Below are 21,445 nucleotides of genomic sequence, written 5' to 3' on the forward strand. Positions count from 1 at the left end.
AAAGACTACTTTTGGGACAGCCTCTGTATGAATATTATTCTGTTTTATATAGTGATTGTATAAATTCTGTAAAGCTCAATGCTGTTAATCTTACTAACTCTTTGATTAAACCTTTATCTTCATCCAAATGGGTTAGATCACAATAATATACTCTTCCTATATCTTCTCCGCTAACAGCCAAACATATGATGTTGTTCATAGGGTCTCTACCAATAGGGAGAAAATTTGAAGGAATTATATTAGTTAGATTATATTTTTGATAGAATCCTTCGATATTATGCTCTTCTCTTACATCAAATGGAAAGAAAAGCATAATTGAAGAAGTTACGACTTCATCCAACGTTTGAAATCTTCTCAAAACGCTTTTACCACCATTATATTTTTTTATAAATCTCTTATAATCACTTGGCAAAATGAGATTGTACTTTGATTCAAAAACAACTAGCTCCTGCTCTAAAACCGGTTCAAATGAAAACTCAAATTCAATTTCCATAGATACAACCCCTCTATTCTGCAGAATATAATCCATTTAGTAATTCTGTAAATGTACTACAAACAGGAATTATTGCATCCTCCCCAATCTCCTCATGATCATAAAATATTATTTCAGGTGACTGAACCTTTAAGCGATAATCGAAACATAATAAATTTCCAAACGGATCTCTTGCAATAGGTACAAGTCCGGCAATTGAAGTCTCTTCTTCAAAATCATAAAACATTGTTATATTTAAATTATCATTTGTGAAGCTTAATAAATTATTTAATACTCCCTGTTCACCGTCGTTCATATCGAAGCAATTCGGTTCTGGGTAACCTCCGTTATACAGTTGAATGCATCTCTTATAATCTTCTGGAAACTTTACTCCAAAATTATTTTCAACTAATTTTATTAGTGTTTCATCGTGTAATTCTTCGCCATTAATCCACTTATTCACTCCCATACCATCATCTCCAATATATTCTTTTTTATCTTACCTTTTCTTCCTTTTCGTCCCCCCCCCCAAATGGCTCTGCCTCCTGTATGACCAGAAACTTGATGCTCAAAATAATCTATAATTTGCATCCGCCCTGCTTCCTGATGATGATGCCAGGTAAAAGTATCCGGTACTTTGCCTTCTTTTAGTAGATTTCTTTCAGCTGCAGTAAATTTTTTTGCGAGTTCTGGGTTTTCTAATATTTCTTTATATAACTCCTTTGAAAGGTAATCGAATTGAACTTTATCAGACTCAAGGTAATATTTTTCAGGTAAAGTTATATCATGCTTGGAATCAAGTATTGGATATCCTTCAGCATCATATTTAACTCTATACTCCTTACCACTTTTTTTAGAAAGAAAAGTATAGGTAGTGGTTCCATCTTCATGAGGCTCCATTTTTTTATAATTTCTCGGTTTGTTAGGTTTCTTATTATACTTAGATTGTTTTCTGGCAGCATCCTCCATCGCATTATCATAAGCGCTTTGAAATTTATCAGGATCTTTCGTTTTAAGGTCTATTAGCTTAATACGCGGATTAAATATCCCATAGAGAATAATATGATTCTTTATGCGTTCCAACTCAAACTTCTTGAACTTGAACTTCTGCAGAATCCGGTCCAGCAGGCCCCGGAGCTTTTTGGCCCCCTTCATGAGCCCCTTTTGCAGGCTCATAATCACGATTTTACCGTTACGCATGATCATGCTGCCGCTCTTGGAGACCAGCTTGGCTCCGGATTCAGCCTACAAAGATAGAAAATTATCTTAATAGCATTTTTTTCTGACTGTCAGACCTTAGCTTTGTATTAGTCCAAACTCTCGTTTAAAATCCTCATAGATACGAAGCCCTTCAGCAAGTATTTCTTTTAACTCATAGTAGTTTCGAAAAATCGGTTTTTTAAACTTTTCATTATCTTGGGCATTCAGCTGTTCTTTTATTATTCCCCAAGTTCCACCAACCAAAAGATCTGTATTCTTCCATGCCGACCAAATAAATTCCATTGCACCATATTTAAGCGAAATAGTAAATTGAAATTTATTTTCAGCTACAGTTTCAATTAATCTGAAAAATTTCTCCTTTTTATCAAATTTAAACGCATACCCTAATTCGCTTAAAATTTCTAGGACATGATTGTAATCATAACTTTCAAAACTATCTTTGTAATCGAATTGATATTTTTCAGATAAATTTTTGTAACGTTCAATGAAATTGATGTTATTCAAAACTTTTTTAATGTTTGTATCGAGCAACTTTTATTCCCCCCTAAAATTTAATTCAATGTTGTATTTTTTAGCCAAATCAATATAGGATTTTATATTCGGTGAACTAAGATTAGAAGCGGGTATCTCAAGTATTTGCTTACCAACAAGAGGTTTCCCATCAATTGGAATTTTAAAATCGGCATATTTATTACTTCTAATAATAGTACCCGGTTTATACTTATCCTTTAGTTCTTTAAGGTAAGACTCAAAAGTTGCGATTTCTATTTCATCCAAATCGGTGGCCTTTCTAGAAACGATTAACCCCTTCTCAGGATCATAAGAGTCTAAACGTTTCCCATTACTTAAATGCACCTCATTGCACGGGTACCACTCTTCAAGAACTGATTTTTTATTAAATGAATTTCCTCTCGCCATTGGAGAATCATTTAACCAGTAATCTCTTGCTTCTTTCCACTCCGTTCGATCTCTTGGTTTTTTTCGTTCTTTCTTTTTGCGTTTCACATATTTTTCATAGTCTGTCTCTAATTCTGCATCTTTAAATTTCCCATTAGGAGACAGCATATTTTCATCAGGCACTTTAATACTATCAAAATCAATCTTACCATCTGGTTTGGCGACTGCTCTATTATAAACATCAATTCTTTCAGATGGTTTCAGACTTTTAATCTTATCCAGTTCGGCCTGAGTACTAATCCCAGCTTTTCTTCCATCCAAACTGTCAACTTCTTGAATGCTTACCCTTGCGCTCCAGCTTAAACTTCTTGAACTTCTACAGAGCCTTCAAGAGAATTCAAACCCGATTTTGTGAGAGCCCACAGTGAAAAAATAGGCCGATTATTCAGTCAATGAACTGTAATCGGCCTATTTTATAATTATTAGTAATCGCAGGAATCCCCATACAATTGATCAAGGAACTCAGAAAATGAATCGGCAATCAAATGAACATTACTCATATCATCAGGATCTTCAGACTCTTCCTCATGATCCCAGAAATAAATTCTACCTGTAAATTCTTCATCTGTTCCAATACAGATTACATTGCCTCCAGGATCGCAACCAATAGGAACAAATCCTATTGGGAGTCTATCTTCATATATTTTTATGTTTTTATCTAAACTATTAGACATGTCACCGATACCAAAAAAAATCCTCACTATGTCTGGTCCCTGTTCATCCGATATTTTGAACATTTTCGGTATAGGGCGCCCCCCGTTATATTCATGTAGAAAACCTCTGTACTGTTCTGAGAGACTTATTCCATGTTTCGACTCAAACTTCTCAATTTGCTCAAAAGATAAAGGTCCATTAGAATCAATAATCCGCGTCATGATTGCACTCTCCTATCTATATTTTTACTTTTTCCCGTTAACTTTTGAAACTCCTCCACTGTGGGTGAATTCTTGATGGACTCTCTCGTCTACTAATATCATTGTTTCTCCATCCTCGACGTGGTGCCACACATAGCCTTTAGGTGGTTCATCTAAAGCTGGGACTGGTGGATTAGAAGTTTTGCTTAAGTGAGCTTCTAAATTCGCTGCCCTATAATCCGCTGGTCGATTTGTTGGGCTCGCAATTTTAACTTTAACCGGTGCTACATCAGGGTGTGCATAAGGTTTGAAATCTGGGTAACCTCCTGGATAACTAACAGATACCCCTTCACTATTAACATAGGTCCATGTCCCATACTCATCAATTGTTATGCTACCACCAGCATCTTTCCATTTTTTCGGATCGCGAGAATTCCGAGGTTTAGTCGAAAGTTATTCTTTTGTAAACTTCTGATACGGTTCTTTAATACTATCAAAATCAATCTTGCCGTCTTCATTCGCTACTGCTTTATTATAGACTTCTTTTCTCTCAGAAGGCTTTAGACTCTTAATTTTGTCATACTCAGCCTGGGTACTGATCCCAGCCTTTTTACCGTCAATATCGTCAACTTTTTTGATTCTTCCATTAGCCAGCAAAACCCAAGGATTAACTTCTCCATAGAGAAGTACGTGATCTCCCTTGCGCACCAGCTTAAACTTCTTGAACTTGAACTTCTGCAGAATCCGGTCCAGCAGGCCCCGGAGATTTTTGGCCCCCTTCATGAGCCCCTTTTGCAGGCTCTTGATCACGATTTTACCATTACGTATAATCATGCTGCCGCTCTTGGAGGCCAGCTTGGCCCCGGATTTCAGCAGGCTCTTGATGCCTTTGGCTCCTGCGCCTACAACGTTCTTCACCCCGCTGGCTGCCGCTCCGACGCCCTTCTTGACAGCTTGTCCGGCTTTCTTGAGGTCGGCTCCGACAGCTTTGAAGCCACCCGCCATCGCCAGTTCAACCAGTCCCATCGCCAATGCAGTAGCGAGCGCAATCGCGGCAGGTTCGATCATCTTCTGCCAGCCCTGGCTCAGGTAAGTTCCGATGTAGCCGGCGGCTTGCGCTAAGGCTTGCGCAATAGAAACAATTGCCTGAGCCTGCATCACAACCGTGATAATATTAATAATAGGGGGAATAAGAACAGTAATGGCACCGCCACTGATGACAAAAGCTGCGCCAACAGCAACCAATACTCCCGCTATGCCCGCAAGCAGCTGTAATCCATGGGCCTTCATCCATTTTATTACAAATGATTTAATTTGGTCAAACAACATTTTCGCATTATTCGCACGTAGCTTGACACCATCGGCTATTTTGCCGCCAAGGCTCTTATTGGCTGCTCCGGTGTCGAATTCCGCCATAATGCTGTCCATTGTAGCCGGGTCGCGGCTGCCGGACATCTCCCTCTCTTCTCCGTCTTTCAGGTTCGCTTCCTGCTGCTCCAGCCCCCATTGGCCCCGAAATATCTACTCCGAGCAGATACTCCCACATCTTCCCTTCCAGATGGCTGAACAAACGCTTCGCCGCCTTCCCGAGCGCTCCTTTACGGACAAGCACATCCAGGAAAGTCGCAATCAGCAGATTGCCGAGCGTTGAGATCAGCTGCGGATTTCTTCGTACATAGAGCCAGATCTGCGTACGGATGCGGTGTTTCAAGCACCTGAGCTTGAGTCGTGGCTCCAGCAGTACCTGTTTTTCGACCAGTTGCTCCTGGTTGGAGGTTTAAGTCGGTGCAGGTTCGGTGCTTTCTTGCTTGGACGATTCTTCAGGAAAAGTTTCAGTATGAGCAGAGGTGATTTCTAGAACGAATGCTTCTTCTAGCTCCACATCACCGGTGGCTTCCGCTGTTTCCTGTCGAAAGTTTTTAGCCATTTTTTTGAATTTCATCGGCACTTTTGTCCTCACTCTATATTTCTACTTCATATATAAAGTTAGTTTTGGGAGGGGGAATACAACTGGGGGGATTTAGAAGTTTTAATGCGAGGTGAAAAAGGAACTAATAGCTAAAAAACTTGATAGGCTTAAAGCCCATCAAGTTTAAAATAACTAAATTAATTTATTTATGATGTTTATTAATTACTATAAAAGCATCATTATCATAATAGTACAAAAAGGCTTCAAGTAGATCTGAATGTGTGCAATCGTTTTTTTGCATTAGTGCATTATTAATAATTCCTTTTATAGTTTGAATATCTAATGCGTACATTAAGTAATTATGTTTTGCAAATAAAGGTACTTCGTCAGAATCATCTTCTACATCATCTGGATCTATGATAGCAGCTTTTGTTTCCAAATCCCAAGTCTCATCTTCAGGAAGATATAATGCATCAGACCAATTGTACTCTTTAATATTGCTTAGTACTTTTCGTAAATCGATAAATTCCATTTTATCTCCTTTCAACTATTCCCATTCTCATAGAGAAAAGTGCTATATCAAATTCCAGATATTATTTTTTTCTTTTTCTTCCTCCCCCCCAAATTTCCCCCCCCCCTTTTCCATCAGGATGCAGCACTGATTGTATCTCCCCCTTTGATGTATGTTGATCAAAGGGGATTAATTGCAATATACCTTCTCTGTATGGCTCATGATGCCAAGTAACTTCCGGAGTCGGTGCTTTTCTTGGGAAAGCTCCTCTTTTTCCTGGTTTGACACCCTCAATTATTCCTGGATAAAGCTCCTCCATTTCTCGAGCAAAATTAGAATCAATTTGGAAAGCTTCATGCAGTCTCTTATTTGCTTCTTGAAAATGTCTAGCATCACTCATCTCTGGATACATGTGTTTAGGTAAGTTCATTTCGTAGGCAACTGAATAATTTTTTTTATCAGCAGACCACTGTTGTGAATCAATTGTCTTAGAAAGACTATCAAAATCAATCTTACCATCTTCTTTAGCTATTGCTTTATTGTAGACTTCTATTCTCTCAGAAGATTTAAGATTCTTGATTTTGTCATACTCAGCCTGAGTACTGATCCCAGCTTTTTTACCGTCAATATCCTTTACTTTTTTGATGCTTCCATTAGCTAGCAAAACCCAAGGATTAACTTCTCCATAGAGAAGTACGTTATCTCCCTTGCGCACCAGCTTAAACTTCTTGAACTTGAATTTCTGCAGAATCCGGTCCAGCAGGCCCCGGAGATTTTTGGCCCCCTTCATGAGCCCCTTTTGCAGGCTCTTAATCACGATTTTACCATTACGTATAATCATGCTGCCGCTCTTGGATGCAAGCTTGGCTCCGGATTTCAGCAAGCTCTTGATGCCCTTGGCTCCAGCACCCGCTAAGTTCTTGGCACCCTTCGCGGCTGCATCAATACCCTTTTTCGCTGCTTGTCCGGCTTTCTTGACTCCTGCTCCGATGGCCTTGAAGCCCAGCTCCATTGCCAGCTCAACCAATCCCATCGCCAGTGCTGTAGCGAGCGCAATCGCGGCAGGTTCGATCATCTTCTGCCAGCCCTGGCTCAGGTAGGTACCGACGTAAACGGAGGCCTGGACAATGGTCTGCGACCACGATCCCTGCCAAGATCCCGATGACTGCCCTGAAAGTTTAAAACATTTTCTTTTAATAGTTTTATTACATATGATTTTAGTGAGTTTTAGCCGGGGGAGTACAACTTGGGGAGAAAAAAAACAGGTTAATCACCGGATACAAAATCCTTTAGATTAACCTTTCCCCATTATGTTATCCTAATGTTCTTGGAAGCGGAGTATCAGCTATACCTCCGTCCCCGTGTAGTATTGGATATATCTTTCCCTTGGAGGAACCATCTCAACATCTAGCAGTTCTGCACTGGTTAGTACCGCTTTATTCTCTAACCGGGAGATGAACAATGCATAATAATCTCCTAATGATGGGAAGACAAATAAACCGTAATTTCTATTTTTTAATAGGCTGTTCGTTTCCCGGATCTTATCAGGCAAGAATTCATACTCCAGTTCACCGAGCGCTTCCAGTTCATCTTGTGTTGCAAGCTCTATTCCACGCTCAAACTCATAATCCAAAATATAATTTACAATTTCATTGTCTTCCTCTCCTTTGTAATCCAGAAAGAGAAAGGCTCCGCTCGACAAGCCATATTTTAATACTCTTTCATAATGGCTTGTACGATCCTCCCCTTCCAGAATCGCTACTGCATCCTCCTGGCCCGGAAATAGGACTTCCAGTATTCCTTTATCCAACATCTGCTTATCCTCCGTTATGCATTATTGAAACAGCTCTTCCCCATATTGATTCAAGAAATAATCCGGATAATTTTTACGATAAAAGCTATCAATTTGCACCAGTAGAGGATCTTTCTCCGGATATGGCTCAGGATCTTTAAACACCATTTTCGCTTCTGGAGTATTCATCAATATATCCTCAAAGTGTTGAGGAACTGGCAGCCCACTCTTTTTCCTTACATGAATTAGGAACAAGATTTCATATGGATAGAATCCATATCGGTAGTCACCAAATTCAATAGATTTCCCCAGTTCAGAGGCCAGCTCGGAATGATAATTGATCATTTGTCCTATCAAAGCAGTTATTTCTTCTTCTACGGGAGTTGACCAGCTTTTCAGTACTTCATCGTAAATTCCCAGATCATCCGGTATCAGATCGTGTGGGGCCTCCCGTTCTATAAGTTCTTCTTCTACAGCAATAAACACATCTTCATTGGTATCCATAATCAATTGATTTCTATACAGCAAATAAAGCTCTAATAGAAACCAGGTGTGCCTGTTTAAATTATTAGCTGAAATGGAGCTATCTCCTATATGTTCTGCTATAAAGTTAAACAAGATATGCTCCTCTTGTTCCCAACCGAACATTGTAAAGTGTATTAAGCATGAAATGATATCCTTAAAACTGTAAGTTACCATCATATTTGGATAACGAATTATATATATATCTCGCGACAGACACTGATAAAATAAAGCTATTTGTAGTTGCTTTAAACTATCTATTGAATGACTTCCATCGATTAATATATCCTTCTTCCACAATAAATGGTAATGCGCAAAAATCGAACCAATCCTAACTAGTAGAATATGATCTTTCTCTTTTTCATTAGTTTTAATGATTTGTTCAATTCCATCTTTCAATCCATTGTATTTAACTATACTTTTTTCATAAATATCCCTATCTTCAAAATTTTTAACATATTTCTTATACGCCAACTCCGCCTTTTTTTGATTAAACATGATTTCCTCCCCTACTGTTTGTTCCAAACTTTTATTTTCAATACATCTACACCAAAACCCATTGAGGTTCTCTTAATATCTGTTTCAACTCTAATAAACTCAAATTTCAATTCAGGATTTTCTTCAATTAATTGCTCAAATTTCTCAAGAAAACCATCATACCTGGTGCCCCCATGTAGCATCTGCTTAAAATACTCTTTGCCGCCTGATAGTTGAGCTTTAGAATATGAAAAGCTTCCCATTTCTGATGCTTTAGATTCAATCATTGTCAATTTTGGTGGTGGACCTTGGGATAAAAATGTTCCATCAATTCCGTTCCTACCTTTTTGAAACATTGATGAAATATCCTTACCTAGGTTATTTTCTTTGGCAACAATCCTCGCAACCTCTTCGCCAAAGTCTCCCTTGTCATGATTGAAATCTTTATAGGCAATTTTTCTTTCGTATTCTTTTGCAACCCTAAGGTCAAATTTATCGCTAATTTCTCCAACAGTATCAAGTTTGTTTGCTAGCTTGCTCTTTTTACGAACAGCTCTTTTTAGCCGGGCTTTGTTTCCATCCGCAAACTGAGCAATTTCCTCCAGATCTTTAGCATCAAATTTTTTAAGTTTAGTACTCTCATATTTAGTAAGAGTAATTGGTTTCTTTCGACTACGTTTAAGCTCTTTTAATTGCTTTTCATCTACTTCTAATATCGTTCCATCAGCCAGCAACACCCAAGGATTAACCTCGCCATACAGACGGATATGCTTGCCCTTGCGCACCAGCTTAAACTTCTTGAACTTGAATTTCTGCAGAATCCGGTCCAGCAGGCCCCGGAGATTTTTGGCCCCCTTCACGAGCCCCTTTTGCAGGCTCTTGATCACGATTTTACCATTACGTATAATCATGCTGCCGCTCTTGGAGGCCAGCTTGGCCCCGGATTTCAGCAGGCTCTTGATGCCTTTGGCTCCTGCGCCTACAACGTTCTTCACCCCGCTGGCTGCCGCTCCGACGCCCTTCTTGACAGCTTGTCCGGCTTTCTTGAGGTCGGCTCCGACAGCTTTGAAGCCACCCGCCATCGCCAGTTCAACCAGTCCCATCGCCAATGCAGTAGCGAGCGCAATCGCGGCAGGTTCGATCATCTTCTGCCAGCCCTGGCTCAGGTAAGTTCCGATGTAGCCGGCGGCTTGCGCTAAGGCTTGCGCAATAGAAACAATTGCCTGAGCCTGCATCACAACCGTGATAATATTAATAATAGGGGGAATAAGAACAGTAATGGCACCGCCACTGATGACAAAAGCTGCGCCAACAGCAACCAATACTCCCGCTATGCCCGCAAGCAGCTGTAATCCATGGGCCTTCATCCATTTTATTACAAATGATTTAATTTGGTCAAACAACATTTTCGCATTGCCTGCGCGCAGCTTCGCACCGTCTGCAATTTTGCCGCCAAGGCTCTGGTTGGCTGCTCCGGTGTCGAATTCCGCCATTATGCTGTCCATTGTAGCCGGGTCGCGGCTGCCGGACATCTCTTTGGTTTCTCCGTCTTTCAGGTTTGCCTCCTGCACCAGTGCAGGGTCCATCTCGCCCTGCTCCACCGATTCCATCTCGATATCTTCAGCGGTCAGCTTCTCGCCCGCTGCCGCACCAGCGCCAGCTCCCTCAGCCTGCTCTACAGCTCCGCCTTCAGCTGCTCCAGCGCCCATTGGCTTGGAGATATCTACCCCAAGCAGATACTCCCACATCTTTCCTTCCAGATGGCTGAAGGAACGCTTCGCCGCCTGGCCGAGCGCTCCAATCCGGGACAACACATCCAGGAACGTGGCAATCAGCAGACTGCCTAGGGTGGAGATCAGCTTGGAATAGAAGTTCTGCACTGCTGCCAGCGCCTGATCCACCTTAGCGGCCAGGAAATCCATAACTTGAGTGACCTTGGTCTTGAGCTTCTGGGCTAGCTGGTTGACCGCTTTAATGGCCTTATTGACAACTCCGTCAATTTTGCTGCATATTTTTGCGGCGATACCAGGGAACTTGGCAAATACAACAGACACCAGCTTTTTAAGCAGCACACCCAGTCCCTTGATCAGGGTTGTAATCAGCTTGCGGCCCAGTTCAATGATGCCCAGCACAGCCTGCTTCGCTTTGTCAAAAATAAACTTAACTGCTTTGCGGAGACCCTCAAAAATGAAGTTGACTGCTTTCTTAACGACTTCGACGACAGCTTCCAGCTTATCCTTCACCCAGCCGAGGAAGCCGCCCTTCTTCTCTTCCTTGGCCTTCTCCTGTTCATGCTTGCCGTCTGCTTCCTTCTTAGCTTTACTGTAGGCCTGCGTCGCTTCCCGCTCCGCTTCAGACTGCTTCTTCTGAGCTTCCCGCTCTTTGTCTGTGCGGACGCTGTTGATCTCCTGCTTCTTCTGCTGGGCGGCTGACCCGGCCTGTTTGGTATAGTCCGTCTCGGCAGCATCCAGCTCCTTTTTCCACTCGCCCTGCAATTGGGTGACTTCTGCTTTGGCTCCAGTCTGCTGGCTAATCTGCTTGTTCTTCGCCTCGGTCTCGGCCTGCCGGATTTGCGCCTGGCTGTCGGCCTTGGAGCTCAGCACTTTACTATCGAATTTGGCTTGTTCCTTCTTATATTCCGCCTGCTTGGTACCAAGCTGCTTCTTCATCTCTGGTGCCAGACTACGGTTCAGTCCGGCAGTCATATCTGCAGGCAGTGCCAGCGCAGGCAGTTTTTTGGCCCCGGGTGCCTGCCCGCCTTTCAGCCCTGCATCAGCCTTCACCACGGTGCCATCCGGCTCGGGATAGATCTCATTCTCCCCGAACGGCTGTTTGATCTGGCCCATCTCCGCCTGCTTGGCTGCGCTCACCTGCTGGGAGGCCTCCTGATGAAAACCCTCCAGCTGGGAGGGATCTGCCTCCCCGGTCATGCTGATTCCCGGCGGCTGGGCGGCTGCGGAGCGGATCTCGCTTAACATCGCCTCCGGATTGCCCCCGGAACCGGATGAACTAATGTTCATTTTATCCAGCTTGCCTGCACTAACAGCCCCGCCGGTACGCTCGCTTTTGAAGCCTTCCTTCACAGTGTGCTTCAGCGCTGCCGGTTTCTTCCGGGCCTGCAGGACCTTCCCTTTCAAGCCGGTCGGTACCGGAACAGCAGGCAGCCCTTGCTTGGTCTTCTGCGTCTGCTTCGTGAAGGCACCGGAGGATACATTCACAGCCTGGGCATAGGCATCCCCCAGCTCTGTGGGCTGAACCTGTGTCAGCTGATCCAGAATCTGCCCCGGATCTTCACCGCTGATCTTCACCGTCTTGCCCTTCGCCGGCTTCTCCTTCCCATCTCCCGCTAAGGCACCGAGTGCTGCTCCAAACGATGGCTCCTTGGCCGCTTTCTTCGGTGCATCTGCTCCTTTGGAGGCGGCGGACTTCTTGGCTGGCTCCAGCGCATCCTCTCCCTGAGCTGCTGCGGACTCCTCCGCCTTCCCGGAATTCAACGGTTCCCCAGACGGCTCTCCTCTTGCTTCTTCCGCAAACGGAGCGTTTTCCTCTCGTTCTGCCGTTTTAGCTTGCCCCTCTACAGTGGCCTCTGCTCTCCCCTTCGTCCGGGCAGGCGCTGGCGTCTTTTTGACGGCTACGGGACCTGAAGAACTGCCGCCACTAGCAGGCTTAGTTTGTGTGACAGACGCAATAGCGTCTGCTGCCTGCCCCTCCGGCTCCTCCTTACGCTGCATCTTGGATTCAGCCGGAGTGCTGGCTTGCTCTGCTTCTGCTTGCACCGGTTCCGGTGAATCCGTATGCTCTTCCACTTGAGCTTCTGCGGCCAAGCTCTTACTTGCTCCAGCCGCCTGGGTTCCCTGATCTGCCTGCTCTTTCTTCTTGCCATCCTCCTTCAGACTCGATAACAATTGAACCACGGCCCGGTTGCCGAGTGTTCGCTGGAGCGCCAGCTTGTCTTCACGGCTTAAGGAATCCGGATTCTGGCGGACACGCCGGATAATCTCTACCGGGTCCGGTTGTTTCGCGGCTGCCGGACGAATGAATACCTGCGGATTGCTGTATGGTTTATGGCCGCCGGACGCTTTATCTTTCTCCTTACTTACGGTTGCTTGGGTCTGCAATGGAGTCCCCCCTCTGTAAAAAATCGATCCTATAGATAAAGTAAAATCCATAGCACTTTTTACAGCCGGAATTATAAATAAATCCAATATTTCTAATATTTATGTATATTCACATGTCAAAAAGGCCGCCCTAAGGCAGCCTGTAACCCTTGCTGCGGATTAACGATTATTCGGGTCTGCCGCTTGGCCCGAGGCTTTGCGCAGCTCATTCGCCAGACGGTGAAATTCTTTTCCAGACTCTGCATTACCTGCTGCCATATAGGCTGCTTGAAGAAAAGCAATGATCTTACCCGCATCCTCTTTCTTCATCATATAGTCTTTCCCCTCTCCGATTGCATTGCCTGGTGCAGGAACCGTGGCAGACTGCGTACTCCACCAGCCGGCTTCTCCGCTGGATTGGTTGAGGTCTACATTCACTCCGTGAACCGGTTGACCTAGTCCCTTGGGACCGTTGTCGTATTGATAAATGTGGATACCCTCCGCTTTCCGGCCTTTACTCCAGGCATACGTCTGCCAAAAACCGGTGCAGGCCTTAGCGGCCATTGCAGCTTCAATAACCGTAACGCTCCCGTAGACACCCGACTGGTAATTCCGGGCGGCTTCTCCCGCTGCCGTAATATACTGGATCACCGTGTCCATCTGCTTCGCAGAAGCGTCGAAATCAACGGCAAAGTAGATCCGGCTCCCGGCAGGTTGTCCAACCGCAAGGGCTGTCTGTGCGGCAATCGCCCCGTCTGTCAGACCGGCTGCACGGCCTCCCAGCGCACGGCTGGCGGTCGTTTCATACACAGAGACAATTTGCAGCCCCGCAGCGCTGATAGCAACCGCCTCCGCCTGGGTTAACCTTTTCCAGCCGGAGGGCACGAGGTAACGGCATACGAATTCGTAGCCATCCTCCTTGAATTTCTTCGCCAGTGTGCGTGTTAGCGGTGCTGCGCAATCAAAGCCTTTGGCCATTCCCCCATCTCCTTCTTCCTGTCTGCTACCCGATTAATATTTTCATCAAAAGTCCCGCTGCGGCAATACACATCCCCACGCTGCTAATGATCGTGCCCACCAGCCAGCGCTGATTCTCCCCTTGCCTGAGCTTCAATCTGGACAGCTCATCCCGCATCTCATCCATCCGCAAATGCGCTGATTTGCTGCTCTGCATAGCCTCAAGCGCAATATCCCTTGCACTGTTCATGATGTCGAGCTTGGTTTCCACCCGGGTCAACCGTTGAAGGATTTCATTCATGTCGTCTGGCATATCGTACCCCCGCTAATGGAGCTGGTTGATCTCCCGTTAATGAATAGCTCCAAGCTGCAACCTCTGATCTGGAAGCAGCCTGGAGGCCGTGCAATGCTGTACTTAGCCGCTTACGGTTCCATTCCTGCAATCAGATTGCCATAGGAGTAGGCCGTAATTTTGCTGGTATCTGTGAAGCCCGTGGCCAGTCCATTGAAGGAATAATCATTAGTCTGATAGTAATTAGAGAAATCCGATTTCCAGAATCTGCACTGAATTTCTACACTTTCTCCAGGCTTAAGACTTCCCGCACCGCTGGTGAAGCCGATTTCCAGGTAATAATCACTGCCGGTTTTGCCTGTTGTCTTCTGGAAGCTTCCTGTGACATACGATTGAATCACCCTGGTATTTGAGCCTGATACTCTGGCATAATCCGTATAGAAGCTCTGGTATCTCTCTCCATCGATGGTGTAGTAATATCTAAGCTTGATGCTGGAGAGCTGCAGGGTCGACTTGCTGGTATTCTCAAAGGATATTCTCGGGAAAATCGTATTCGTCACGCTGCTTCGGCTCGCATTAAACGATTGAACCTTGAACGTCTGAGTGACAGTTACATTCTGTACCGCCGTCGATACATTGCCATTCACATCCGTAGCCGTCCAGGTGACCACTGTTTTCCCTAACGGGAAGCCGTCAGCCGGAGCATCATTCTTCAGCACAACTCCGAAGATGTCGCTCGCTGTAGCTTGGCCCAGGTTCACAAGCGTTTTGGTTCCGGTTGCCGGAACAGCAACATCTGCTGGAGCTTTTAACACTGGCTTGGTGGTGTCGACCACCGTGATCTTCTGCACACCCGTGCTAACATTGCCGTTCGCATCCGTAGCGGTCCAAGTGACCTCAGTAATTCCTAGCGCATAGCTCTCAGGGGCATTACTTATTACTGTTACCTTGAAAATGTCAGTCCCCGTTGCCACGCCGATCTCCACCGGAGTTTTCAGCGCCGTTGCCTCTACCGTCTTGTCCGCCGGAAGCTTCAACACAGGCTTCGTGGTATCCACCACCGTAATCTTCTGCACGCCTGTGCTAACATTGCCGTTCGCATCCGTAGCGGTCCAAGTGACCTCAGTAATTCCTAGCGCATAGCTCTCAGGGGCATTACTTATTACTGTTACCTTGAAAATGTCAGTCCCCGTTGCCACGCCGATCTCCACCGGAGTTTTCAGCGCCGTTGCCTCCACCGTCTTGTCAGCCGGAAGCTTCAACACTGGCTTCGTCGTATCCACCACCTTAATCTTCTGCACGCCTGTGCTAACATTGCCGTTCGCATCCGTAGCGGTCCAAGTGACCTCAGTGGTTCCTAGCGCATAGCTCTCAGGGGCATTACTTGTTACTGTTACCTTGAAAATGTCCGTCCCTGTTGCCACGCCAATCTCCACTGGAGTTTTCAGCGCCGATGCCTCCACCGTCTTGTCAGCCGGAAGCTTCAACACTGGCTTCGTCGTATCCACCACCTTAATCTTCTGCACGCCAGTGCTAACATTGCCGTTCGCATCCGTAGCGGTCCAGACCACTTCGGTTACTCCCAATCCATAGCTCTCAGGGGCATTACTTGTTACTGTTACCTTGAAAATGTCAGTCCCCGTTGCCACGCCGATCTCCACCGGAGTTTTCAGCGCCGTTGCTTCTACCGTCTTGTCAGCCGGAAGCTTCAATACCGGCTTCGTCGTATCCACCACCGTAATCTTCTGCACGCCTGTGCTAACATTGCCGTTCGCATCCGTAGCGGTCCAGACCACTTCGGTCACTCCCAATCCATAGCTCTCAGGGGCATTACTGGTTACCGTTACTTTGAAGATGTCAGTTCCTGTTGACACGCCGGTCTCCACCGGAGTTTTCAGCGCCGTTGCCTCCACCGTCTTGTCCGCCGGAAGCTTCAATACCGGCTTCGTGGTATCCACCACCGTGATCTTCTGCACACCCGTGCTAACATTGCCGTTCGCATCCGTAGCGGTCCAAGTAACCTCAGTGATTCCTAGCGCATAGCTCTCAAGGGCATTACTAGTTACTGTTACCTTGAAAATGTCAGTTCCTGTTGCCACGCCGATCTCCACCGGCGTCTTTAGGGCTGATGCTTCTAGAGTAATGTCAGCGGGAAGCTTAAGAGCAGGCTTGACCGTATCGACAATGGTCACCTTCACGATGCCCACTGCGGAGTTTCCGCTGCTATCTATAGCAGTCCATTTTACAATCGTAGTACCGATAGGGAAATTCGCGGTTAAGCTCTCCTCTGAGGTGATTGCGCCATGCTCTCCCGGAGCATCTGTCGTTAGAGTAACCGGGAAGAAATCCAGTGCCACTGGCACTTCCAGTTCTACCGGCGTTTCCAGAGCTGTTGCTTCCTTGGTCAGCTGCAGTGGTCCTTCGAACTTCAGCAAGGGCTGTGTCGTATCCACTACGGTAATCCGCTGAACCCCGGTTACCTCGTTACCATTGATATCTTTGGCCTTCCAGGTAACTGTCGTTGTTCCCAGCGGATAAGCAGCTGGAGCATCCGATGTCACCGTCACCTTGAAAATATCCGTAGCCTTTGCCACGCCGATCTCCACCGGAGTCTTCACTGCCGTTGCTTCTACGGACAGATCTTCCGGTACAGCAAGCACAGGCTTCGTCGTGTCCACGACCTTAATCTTCTGTACCTTCGTAGTCACATTCCCATTCGCATCCGTTGCCGTCCACACTACTTCTGTTACGCCCAGCGGATACGCTTCGGGGGCATTATTCTTCACCGTCACCTTGAAAATATCCGTGGCAGACGCTTGACCGATCTCCACTGGAGTCTCTACCGCCGTTGCTTCTACGGACCGATCCTCGGGCACAGTAAGTGCCGGCTTTGCCGTGTCCACGACCTTAATCTTCTGCACCTTCGTAGTCACATTGCCGTTCGCATCCGTTGCCGTCCACACTACTTCTGTTACGCCCAGCGGATACGCTTCAGGGGCATTATTCTTCACCGTCACCTTGAAAATATCTGTCGCCGTGGCCTCGCCGATCTCCACCGGAGTCTCTACCGCCGCCGCTTCTACAGTAATATCTTCCGGTACAGCAAGCACAGGCTTCGTCGTGTCCATGACCTTAATCTTCTGCACCTTCGTAGTCACATTGCCGTTCGCATCCGTTGCCGTCCAGATCACTTCTGTTACGCCCAGCGGATACGCTTCCGGAGCATTATTCTTCACCGTCACCTTGAAAATATCTGTAGCAGACGCTTGACCGATCTCCACCGGAGTCTCAACAGCCGCTGCTTCCACTGTCAGATCCTCCGGCACAGTAAGTGTCGGATTCGTCGTGTCCACAACCTTAATCTTCTGCACCTTCGTGGTCACATTGCCGTTCGCATCGGTTGCCGTCCAGATCACTTCTGTTACCCCAAGCGGATAAGCTTCCGGGGCATTGTTCTTCACCGTCACCTTGAAAATATCTGTAGCCGTGGCCTCTCCGATCTCCACCGGAGTCTCTACCGCCGCCGCTTCTACATTAATATCTTCCGGTACTGTAAGTACAGGCTTCGTGGTATCCAAGATAGTAACCTTTTGCTTACGCATGGATACGTTGCCGTTCACATCCTTCGCTGTCCAGGTGACTTCAGTCACGCCAAGCGGATAGGAAGCCGGGGCATTGCTGCTCACTGCGGCAATCCCGAAGATATCGGTGACCGCTGGCACCGGCAGCTTAATCTGCATCGTCTGTCCGGTAGCTTCTGCAATGTAGTCCGGAATATCAGCGATTACCGGGGCCGTTGTATCTTTTACCGTAATCGTCTGCGTGCCGGTGCTGAAGTTGCCGTTCGCATCTGTCGCCTTCCAGGTGACAATGGTCTTACCCAGCGGGTAGCTGGCCGGAGCATTGCTGACCACCGTGACCGGGAACAGATCCGTTGCCGTAGCCTTGCCGATTTGAACCGGAGTGTTCACTGCGGTAGCTTCCACACTGATATCCTGCGGAACCGTCAGAATCGGCAAGGTGGTATCCACTACAGTCACCTTTTGCTTGCCGGTAGTTACCAGACCGTTGGCATCCTTCGCCGTCCAGATCACCTCGGTAACGCCCACGGCATAATTCTCGGGAGCATTGCTCGTTATAGAAACCGGAAAAATATCCGTAGCCGTGGCCTCTCCAGTCACAACCGGAGTTCTGATTCCTGTAGCCTCTGCCTTGACGTCTACCGGGACAGACAGCTTAGGCGCAGTCGTATCTACAACCGTCACCTTCTGCTTCGCAATTGCCACATTTCCGCTTGGATCACTGGCCATCCAGGTAACCAGCGTGGTGCCGACCGGGAAATCAGCCGGAGTATCGTTAATAATCTCAGTCTCGAACAGATCGAAGACCACCGGCTCGCCCAGAGCGACCTTGGATCTGACCGCTGTGGCCTCTACCGTTAGATCCTCCGGTGCTGTAATGACCGGTTTGGTCGTATCTACGATCTTGACCTCTTGCGTTCCCTTAGTTGCATTGCCATGCTCGTCCGTTATCGTCCATGTCACTTTGGTGGTTCCAAGCGGGAATTCCGCCGGAGCATCATTCTTGATTGTCACGGCAAAAATTTCTGTAACCACCGGCTGGCCGATGTCTACCTTCGTTTTTGCTCCCGTAGCTTCTGCCGTTATCCCTCCTGGCAGTGTGACCAGCGGCTTCGTCGTGTCTACGATCTTAACGGTCTGCGTGGTCTTGGTGGTATTGCCATTCTCATCTGTAGCCGTCCAGGTAACGACTGTTGTCCCGAAGATGAAGCGTTCCGGGGCGTTATTGGTTACAGTAACACTGAAAATATCCTTGGCAGACGCTTCCCCCAGCTCCACTGGAGTCTTAATGCCGGTTGCCTCGGCGGTGATGTCTCCAGGCACAGTTAACTGTGGAGGCGTTGTATCTGTAACTGTAATCTTCTGCACTTTCTCGGTGACGTTGCCATGTTCATCTGTGGCGGTCCAGGTAACCATGGTTACACCCACCGGATAATCCGCCGGGGCATCCTTGGTTAGCAGTACATCGAACAGATCGCTGGCTTCGGCTTGCCCAATATTCACCTTCGTCCGTCTAGCCGTAGCTTCTACGGTAATATCCTTCGGAATTGTCAGTACAGGCTTGGTGGTATCGGTAATGCGGATCAGCTGATCTGCTGTAGAGATATTTCCATTCTCATCCTTAGCCGTCCAGCTTACCTTGGTTACGCCCACCGGGTAATCCTCAGGCGCGTTATTCGTAACATTCACCTTAAAAATATCTGTGGCGGCGGCCTTCCCCGGATCTGCCACAGTTCTTCGGCCTACAGCTTCTTTTGTAATGTCCGCTGGAACCGTCAGTAACGGCTTAGTTCTGTCTACTACGGTGACCTTCTGTGTTGCTGTAGTCACATTGCTGTTGGCATCGGTCGCCGTCCAAGTAACGGTAGTCGGACCAATGGGGAATTCCTTCGGCGCGTCACTCACCACAATAACCGGGAAAATATCCGTAGCCGACGCTCCGGTGACCACAAGCGGCGTCTTAACCGCTGTAGCTTCCACAACCATATCTCCCTGCACGGTTAGTACCGGCTTTGTAGTGTCTTTTACAGTAATTCTCTGAACCTGTGAGGAAGTCAGTCCTACCGGGTCCACCGCCGTCCATTTTACGGTAGTTGTCCCGATTGGATAGTCTGCAGGTGCATCATTCGTCAGGAGAACATCCGCAATCGAGATATCCCGAACGGAGGCTTTTCCAATATCGGCAGGGGTACGTACCGCCTTCGCCTCCATTATAATATTCGCCGGAACGGTAATGACCGGGACCGTCTTGTCAATCTTCACTTCGGTCTTCTGTATAGCGGTCAGGTTGCCTGCATGATCAACGGCCCAGAACTCCAGAGGGATAATTCCCTCCACCGAGACGTCAAAAGCAGCCGTGCTGCCTGCCACACTCTGTTCTTCGCCATCCGCTCCGAGTCTATAGTGGATCTCCTTCACTCCGGAATGGACATCTGATGCGGTAATAGAGACCGTAACATCCGTGCTGTTCCAGCCCTTCTCATTCGCTTCAGGACTGAGAATACTGGCGATCAGCGGACCACTCTTGTCAATTTGCACCACTACCGTGCGGGGAGCTTCTGCATTCCCGGTTCTGTCCACTGCCCAGTAGCTGACGGTCGTCGCTCCTTCCTGTTCCAGCTCCAGCGCCGCGCTGGAGCCGGAAGTTCTCACTGCTGCATTCTCACCCAGCTTGTAATACACAGCATCCACACCGGAATATGGATCTTCAGCGGTAAAATGCAGTGCTACCTTCCCCCGGCTCCAGCTGCCGGATTCAGCGCCTGTTACAGCTACTTCTGTAACCGGAGCGCTTTTATCAATATGGATGGGACCGAAGGTTGCGATGGAATAATGGTTCTTATCCTCATCACTGGTAGCCGCACTGTCAACAGCCTTGCCCGTTGCTGTCTGGCCTGCTCCTTCAGCGGTGAATTTCTGATCCGGGGTCAGTGATTTGATCGCTGACAACGTATCCTCTGCCGTATAATGTACAATCACGGATTGACTGGTCCAGGTCCCGGCAATGTAAAGAGTACCGTTATCCGTAACCGCTGTGGCCTTAATGGAAGGTGGCGTCGTATCGATCAGGTTAGAGCCTACGGCACCGACCTCTACCTTGAAGGTAACCGGCTGAAGACCGGGAACGGCAGCTTTTACCTCCATGGTCTTAATGACCCCGGTTCCCTTCGAATAGACCTGATAGCCTTCGCCTATATAACCTGTATAGTTGTTAGCCGCAGATGCATATCCGTTTGCATCCGACACCACTGTAATTCCAGTACTGTTAAGCCCGCGCATGACCGCAGTAATTGTACTGTCCTCCGAGACGGTGAAGGTAACGGGAATACCCGGCAGCGGATTACCCGCCAGATCCTTGACCGCCACTACCTGCGGAAGCATGAAGCCGCGCCCCCCTGGAACTACACCCGAGGCTTGCGACAACCGGATCTGCTGCAGCAGCGGCGATACCGGGCTCATCGACCCCTCGACATTACTGAGCGCCATCAGACTCATCTGATAGGCTCCAGGATTTAGGATGACTCCCAAGGTAGGGTCTATCTCATACACCGATTGATAGACGGAGCTATAGACCGAATCCTTAACCGTTGCCCCCCGATGAAGCTGCGGCTGCGGTATAGGCGGCTCTGCCTCATACACTGCTGCAGAGGCAGTGTCCGCTTCAGGCCCTGGAAGAATGTTATGGACTATTTTCCCCGACCCGAATACAGCGCCCGGCGCCAGCATCAGAATTAGAAGCGAGAGACACAGCCATCTGCTGATTATGCCCAACCGTCCTTGCTGCATAAGCTTGCATTTCCTTT

18 protein-coding genes are annotated in these 21,445 nt (G+C 47.2%); all 18 read right to left on the reverse strand.

The annotated features are described in order from the left end of the window. Window positions 1–34: 34 nt before the first annotated feature. A complete protein-coding gene (locus NYE24_RS07280; RefSeq protein WP_076162483.1) occupies window positions 35–493 on the reverse strand; it encodes an SMI1/KNR4 family protein in 459 nt (152 codons plus the stop codon). Between the two features lie 13 nt (window positions 494–506). Beyond that, window positions 507–941, reverse strand: a complete 435-nt coding sequence (locus NYE24_RS07285) for an SMI1/KNR4 family protein (RefSeq protein WP_036701029.1) — start codon at window positions 939–941, stop codon at window positions 507–509. Beyond that, a complete protein-coding gene (locus NYE24_RS07290) occupies window positions 932–1,678 on the reverse strand; it encodes an HNH endonuclease (RefSeq protein WP_342478379.1) in 747 nt (248 codons plus the stop codon). The genes NYE24_RS07285 and NYE24_RS07290 overlap by 10 nt, the downstream gene beginning before the upstream one ends. 90 nt (window positions 1,679–1,768) lie before the next feature. After that, a complete protein-coding gene (locus NYE24_RS07295) occupies window positions 1,769–2,224 on the reverse strand; it encodes a hypothetical protein (protein WP_076162487.1) in 456 nt (151 codons plus the stop codon). 3 nt (window positions 2,225–2,227) lie between these two features. Then, window positions 2,228–2,911, reverse strand: coding sequence for a hypothetical protein (locus tag NYE24_RS07300; protein WP_076162489.1), 684 nt, complete (start codon window positions 2,909–2,911; stop codon window positions 2,228–2,230). A 161-nt stretch (window positions 2,912–3,072) separates the two neighbouring features. Continuing rightward, on the reverse strand, window positions 3,073–3,525 hold the full coding sequence (locus NYE24_RS07305) for an SMI1/KNR4 family protein (protein WP_076162491.1): 453 nt from the start codon (window positions 3,523–3,525) through the stop codon (window positions 3,073–3,075). 24 nt (window positions 3,526–3,549) lie between these two features. Continuing rightward, on the reverse strand, window positions 3,550–3,897 hold the full coding sequence (locus NYE24_RS07310) for an HNH endonuclease (protein WP_342479212.1): 348 nt from the start codon (window positions 3,895–3,897) through the stop codon (window positions 3,550–3,552). Window positions 3,898–3,957: 60 nt separating this feature from the next. After that, window positions 3,958–4,932, reverse strand: a complete 975-nt coding sequence (locus tag NYE24_RS07315) for a hypothetical protein (RefSeq protein WP_342478380.1) — start codon at window positions 4,930–4,932, stop codon at window positions 3,958–3,960. Beyond that, window positions 4,889–5,215, reverse strand: coding sequence for a hypothetical protein (locus NYE24_RS07320; protein WP_342478381.1), 327 nt, complete (start codon window positions 5,213–5,215; stop codon window positions 4,889–4,891). The genes NYE24_RS07315 and NYE24_RS07320 overlap by 44 nt, the downstream gene beginning before the upstream one ends. Before the next feature lie 66 nt (window positions 5,216–5,281). Continuing rightward, window positions 5,282–5,446, reverse strand: a complete 165-nt coding sequence (locus NYE24_RS07325) for a hypothetical protein (RefSeq protein ID WP_342478382.1) — start codon at window positions 5,444–5,446, stop codon at window positions 5,282–5,284. 169 nt (window positions 5,447–5,615) lie between these two features. Next, complete coding sequence (locus tag NYE24_RS07330; protein ID WP_342478383.1) at window positions 5,616–5,945, reverse strand: hypothetical protein; 330 nt, start codon at window positions 5,943–5,945, stop codon at window positions 5,616–5,618. Between the two features lie 61 nt (window positions 5,946–6,006). Next, the gene (locus NYE24_RS07335) at window positions 6,007–6,999 is read right to left on the reverse strand and encodes a hypothetical protein (RefSeq protein ID WP_342478384.1); all 993 of its coding nucleotides are present in this window, start codon (window positions 6,997–6,999) and stop codon (window positions 6,007–6,009) included. A gap of 270 nt (window positions 7,000–7,269) precedes the next feature. Beyond that, window positions 7,270–7,737 carry a hypothetical protein gene (locus tag NYE24_RS07340; RefSeq protein WP_342478385.1) on the reverse strand — a complete coding sequence of 156 codons (468 nt, stop codon included), beginning with the start codon at window positions 7,735–7,737 and terminating at the stop codon, window positions 7,270–7,272. A gap of 21 nt (window positions 7,738–7,758) precedes the next feature. After that, complete coding sequence (locus NYE24_RS07345) at window positions 7,759–8,736, reverse strand: hypothetical protein (protein WP_342478386.1); 978 nt, start codon at window positions 8,734–8,736, stop codon at window positions 7,759–7,761. A gap of 11 nt (window positions 8,737–8,747) precedes the next feature. Then, complete coding sequence (locus NYE24_RS07350) at window positions 8,748–12,833, reverse strand: HNH endonuclease (protein WP_342478387.1); 4,086 nt, start codon at window positions 12,831–12,833, stop codon at window positions 8,748–8,750. Between the two features lie 159 nt (window positions 12,834–12,992). Further along, window positions 12,993–13,790 (reverse strand): DUF1906 domain-containing protein, encoded by a 798-nt coding sequence (locus NYE24_RS07355; RefSeq protein ID WP_342478388.1) that lies wholly within the window; start codon window positions 13,788–13,790, stop codon window positions 12,993–12,995. 25 nt (window positions 13,791–13,815) lie between these two features. Next, window positions 13,816–14,082, reverse strand: coding sequence for a hypothetical protein (locus tag NYE24_RS07360; protein WP_036700963.1), 267 nt, complete (start codon window positions 14,080–14,082; stop codon window positions 13,816–13,818). A gap of 110 nt (window positions 14,083–14,192) precedes the next feature. Continuing rightward, complete coding sequence (locus tag NYE24_RS07365; protein WP_342478389.1) at window positions 14,193–21,428, reverse strand: HYR domain-containing protein; 7,236 nt, start codon at window positions 21,426–21,428, stop codon at window positions 14,193–14,195. Window positions 21,429–21,445 lie beyond the last annotated feature (17 nt).

The sequence above is a fragment of the Paenibacillus sp. FSL H7-0350 genome (assembly GCF_038593195.1).
Taxonomy (GTDB): Bacteria; Bacillota; Bacilli; order Paenibacillales; family Paenibacillaceae; genus Paenibacillus_AQ.

Coding starts and splice junctions, on each gene's coding strand:
- NYE24_RS07280 (WP_076162483.1), bottom strand. CDS start 493: ATGGAAATTGAATTTGAGTTTTCATTTGAACCGGTTTTAGAGCAGGAG.
- NYE24_RS07285 (WP_036701029.1), bottom strand. CDS start 941: ATGGGAGTGAATAAGTGGATTAATGGCGAAGAATTACACGATGAAACA.
- NYE24_RS07290 (WP_342478379.1), bottom strand. CDS start 1,678: ATGATCATGCGTAACGGTAAAATCGTGATTATGAGCCTGCAAAAGGGG.
- NYE24_RS07305 (WP_076162491.1), bottom strand. CDS start 3,525: ATGACGCGGATTATTGATTCTAATGGACCTTTATCTTTTGAGCAAATT.
- NYE24_RS07315 (WP_342478380.1), bottom strand. CDS start 4,932: ATGGACAGCATTATGGCGGAATTCGACACCGGAGCAGCCAATAAGAGC.
- NYE24_RS07325 (WP_342478382.1), bottom strand. CDS start 5,446: ATGAAATTCAAAAAAATGGCTAAAAACTTTCGACAGGAAACAGCGGAA.
- NYE24_RS07330 (WP_342478383.1), bottom strand. CDS start 5,945: ATGGAATTTATCGATTTACGAAAAGTACTAAGCAATATTAAAGAGTAC.
- NYE24_RS07335 (WP_342478384.1), bottom strand. CDS start 6,999: ATGATCGAACCTGCCGCGATTGCGCTCGCTACAGCACTGGCGATGGGA.
- NYE24_RS07340 (WP_342478385.1), bottom strand. CDS start 7,737: ATGTTGGATAAAGGAATACTGGAAGTCCTATTTCCGGGCCAGGAGGAT.
- NYE24_RS07345 (WP_342478386.1), bottom strand. CDS start 8,736: ATGTTTAATCAAAAAAAGGCGGAGTTGGCGTATAAGAAATATGTTAAA.
- NYE24_RS07355 (WP_342478388.1), bottom strand. CDS start 13,790: ATGGCCAAAGGCTTTGATTGCGCAGCACCGCTAACACGCACACTGGCG.
- NYE24_RS07360 (WP_036700963.1), bottom strand. CDS start 14,082: ATGCCAGACGACATGAATGAAATCCTTCAACGGTTGACCCGGGTGGAA.
- NYE24_RS07365 (WP_342478389.1), bottom strand. CDS start 21,428: ATGCAGCAAGGACGGTTGGGCATAATCAGCAGATGGCTGTGTCTCTCG.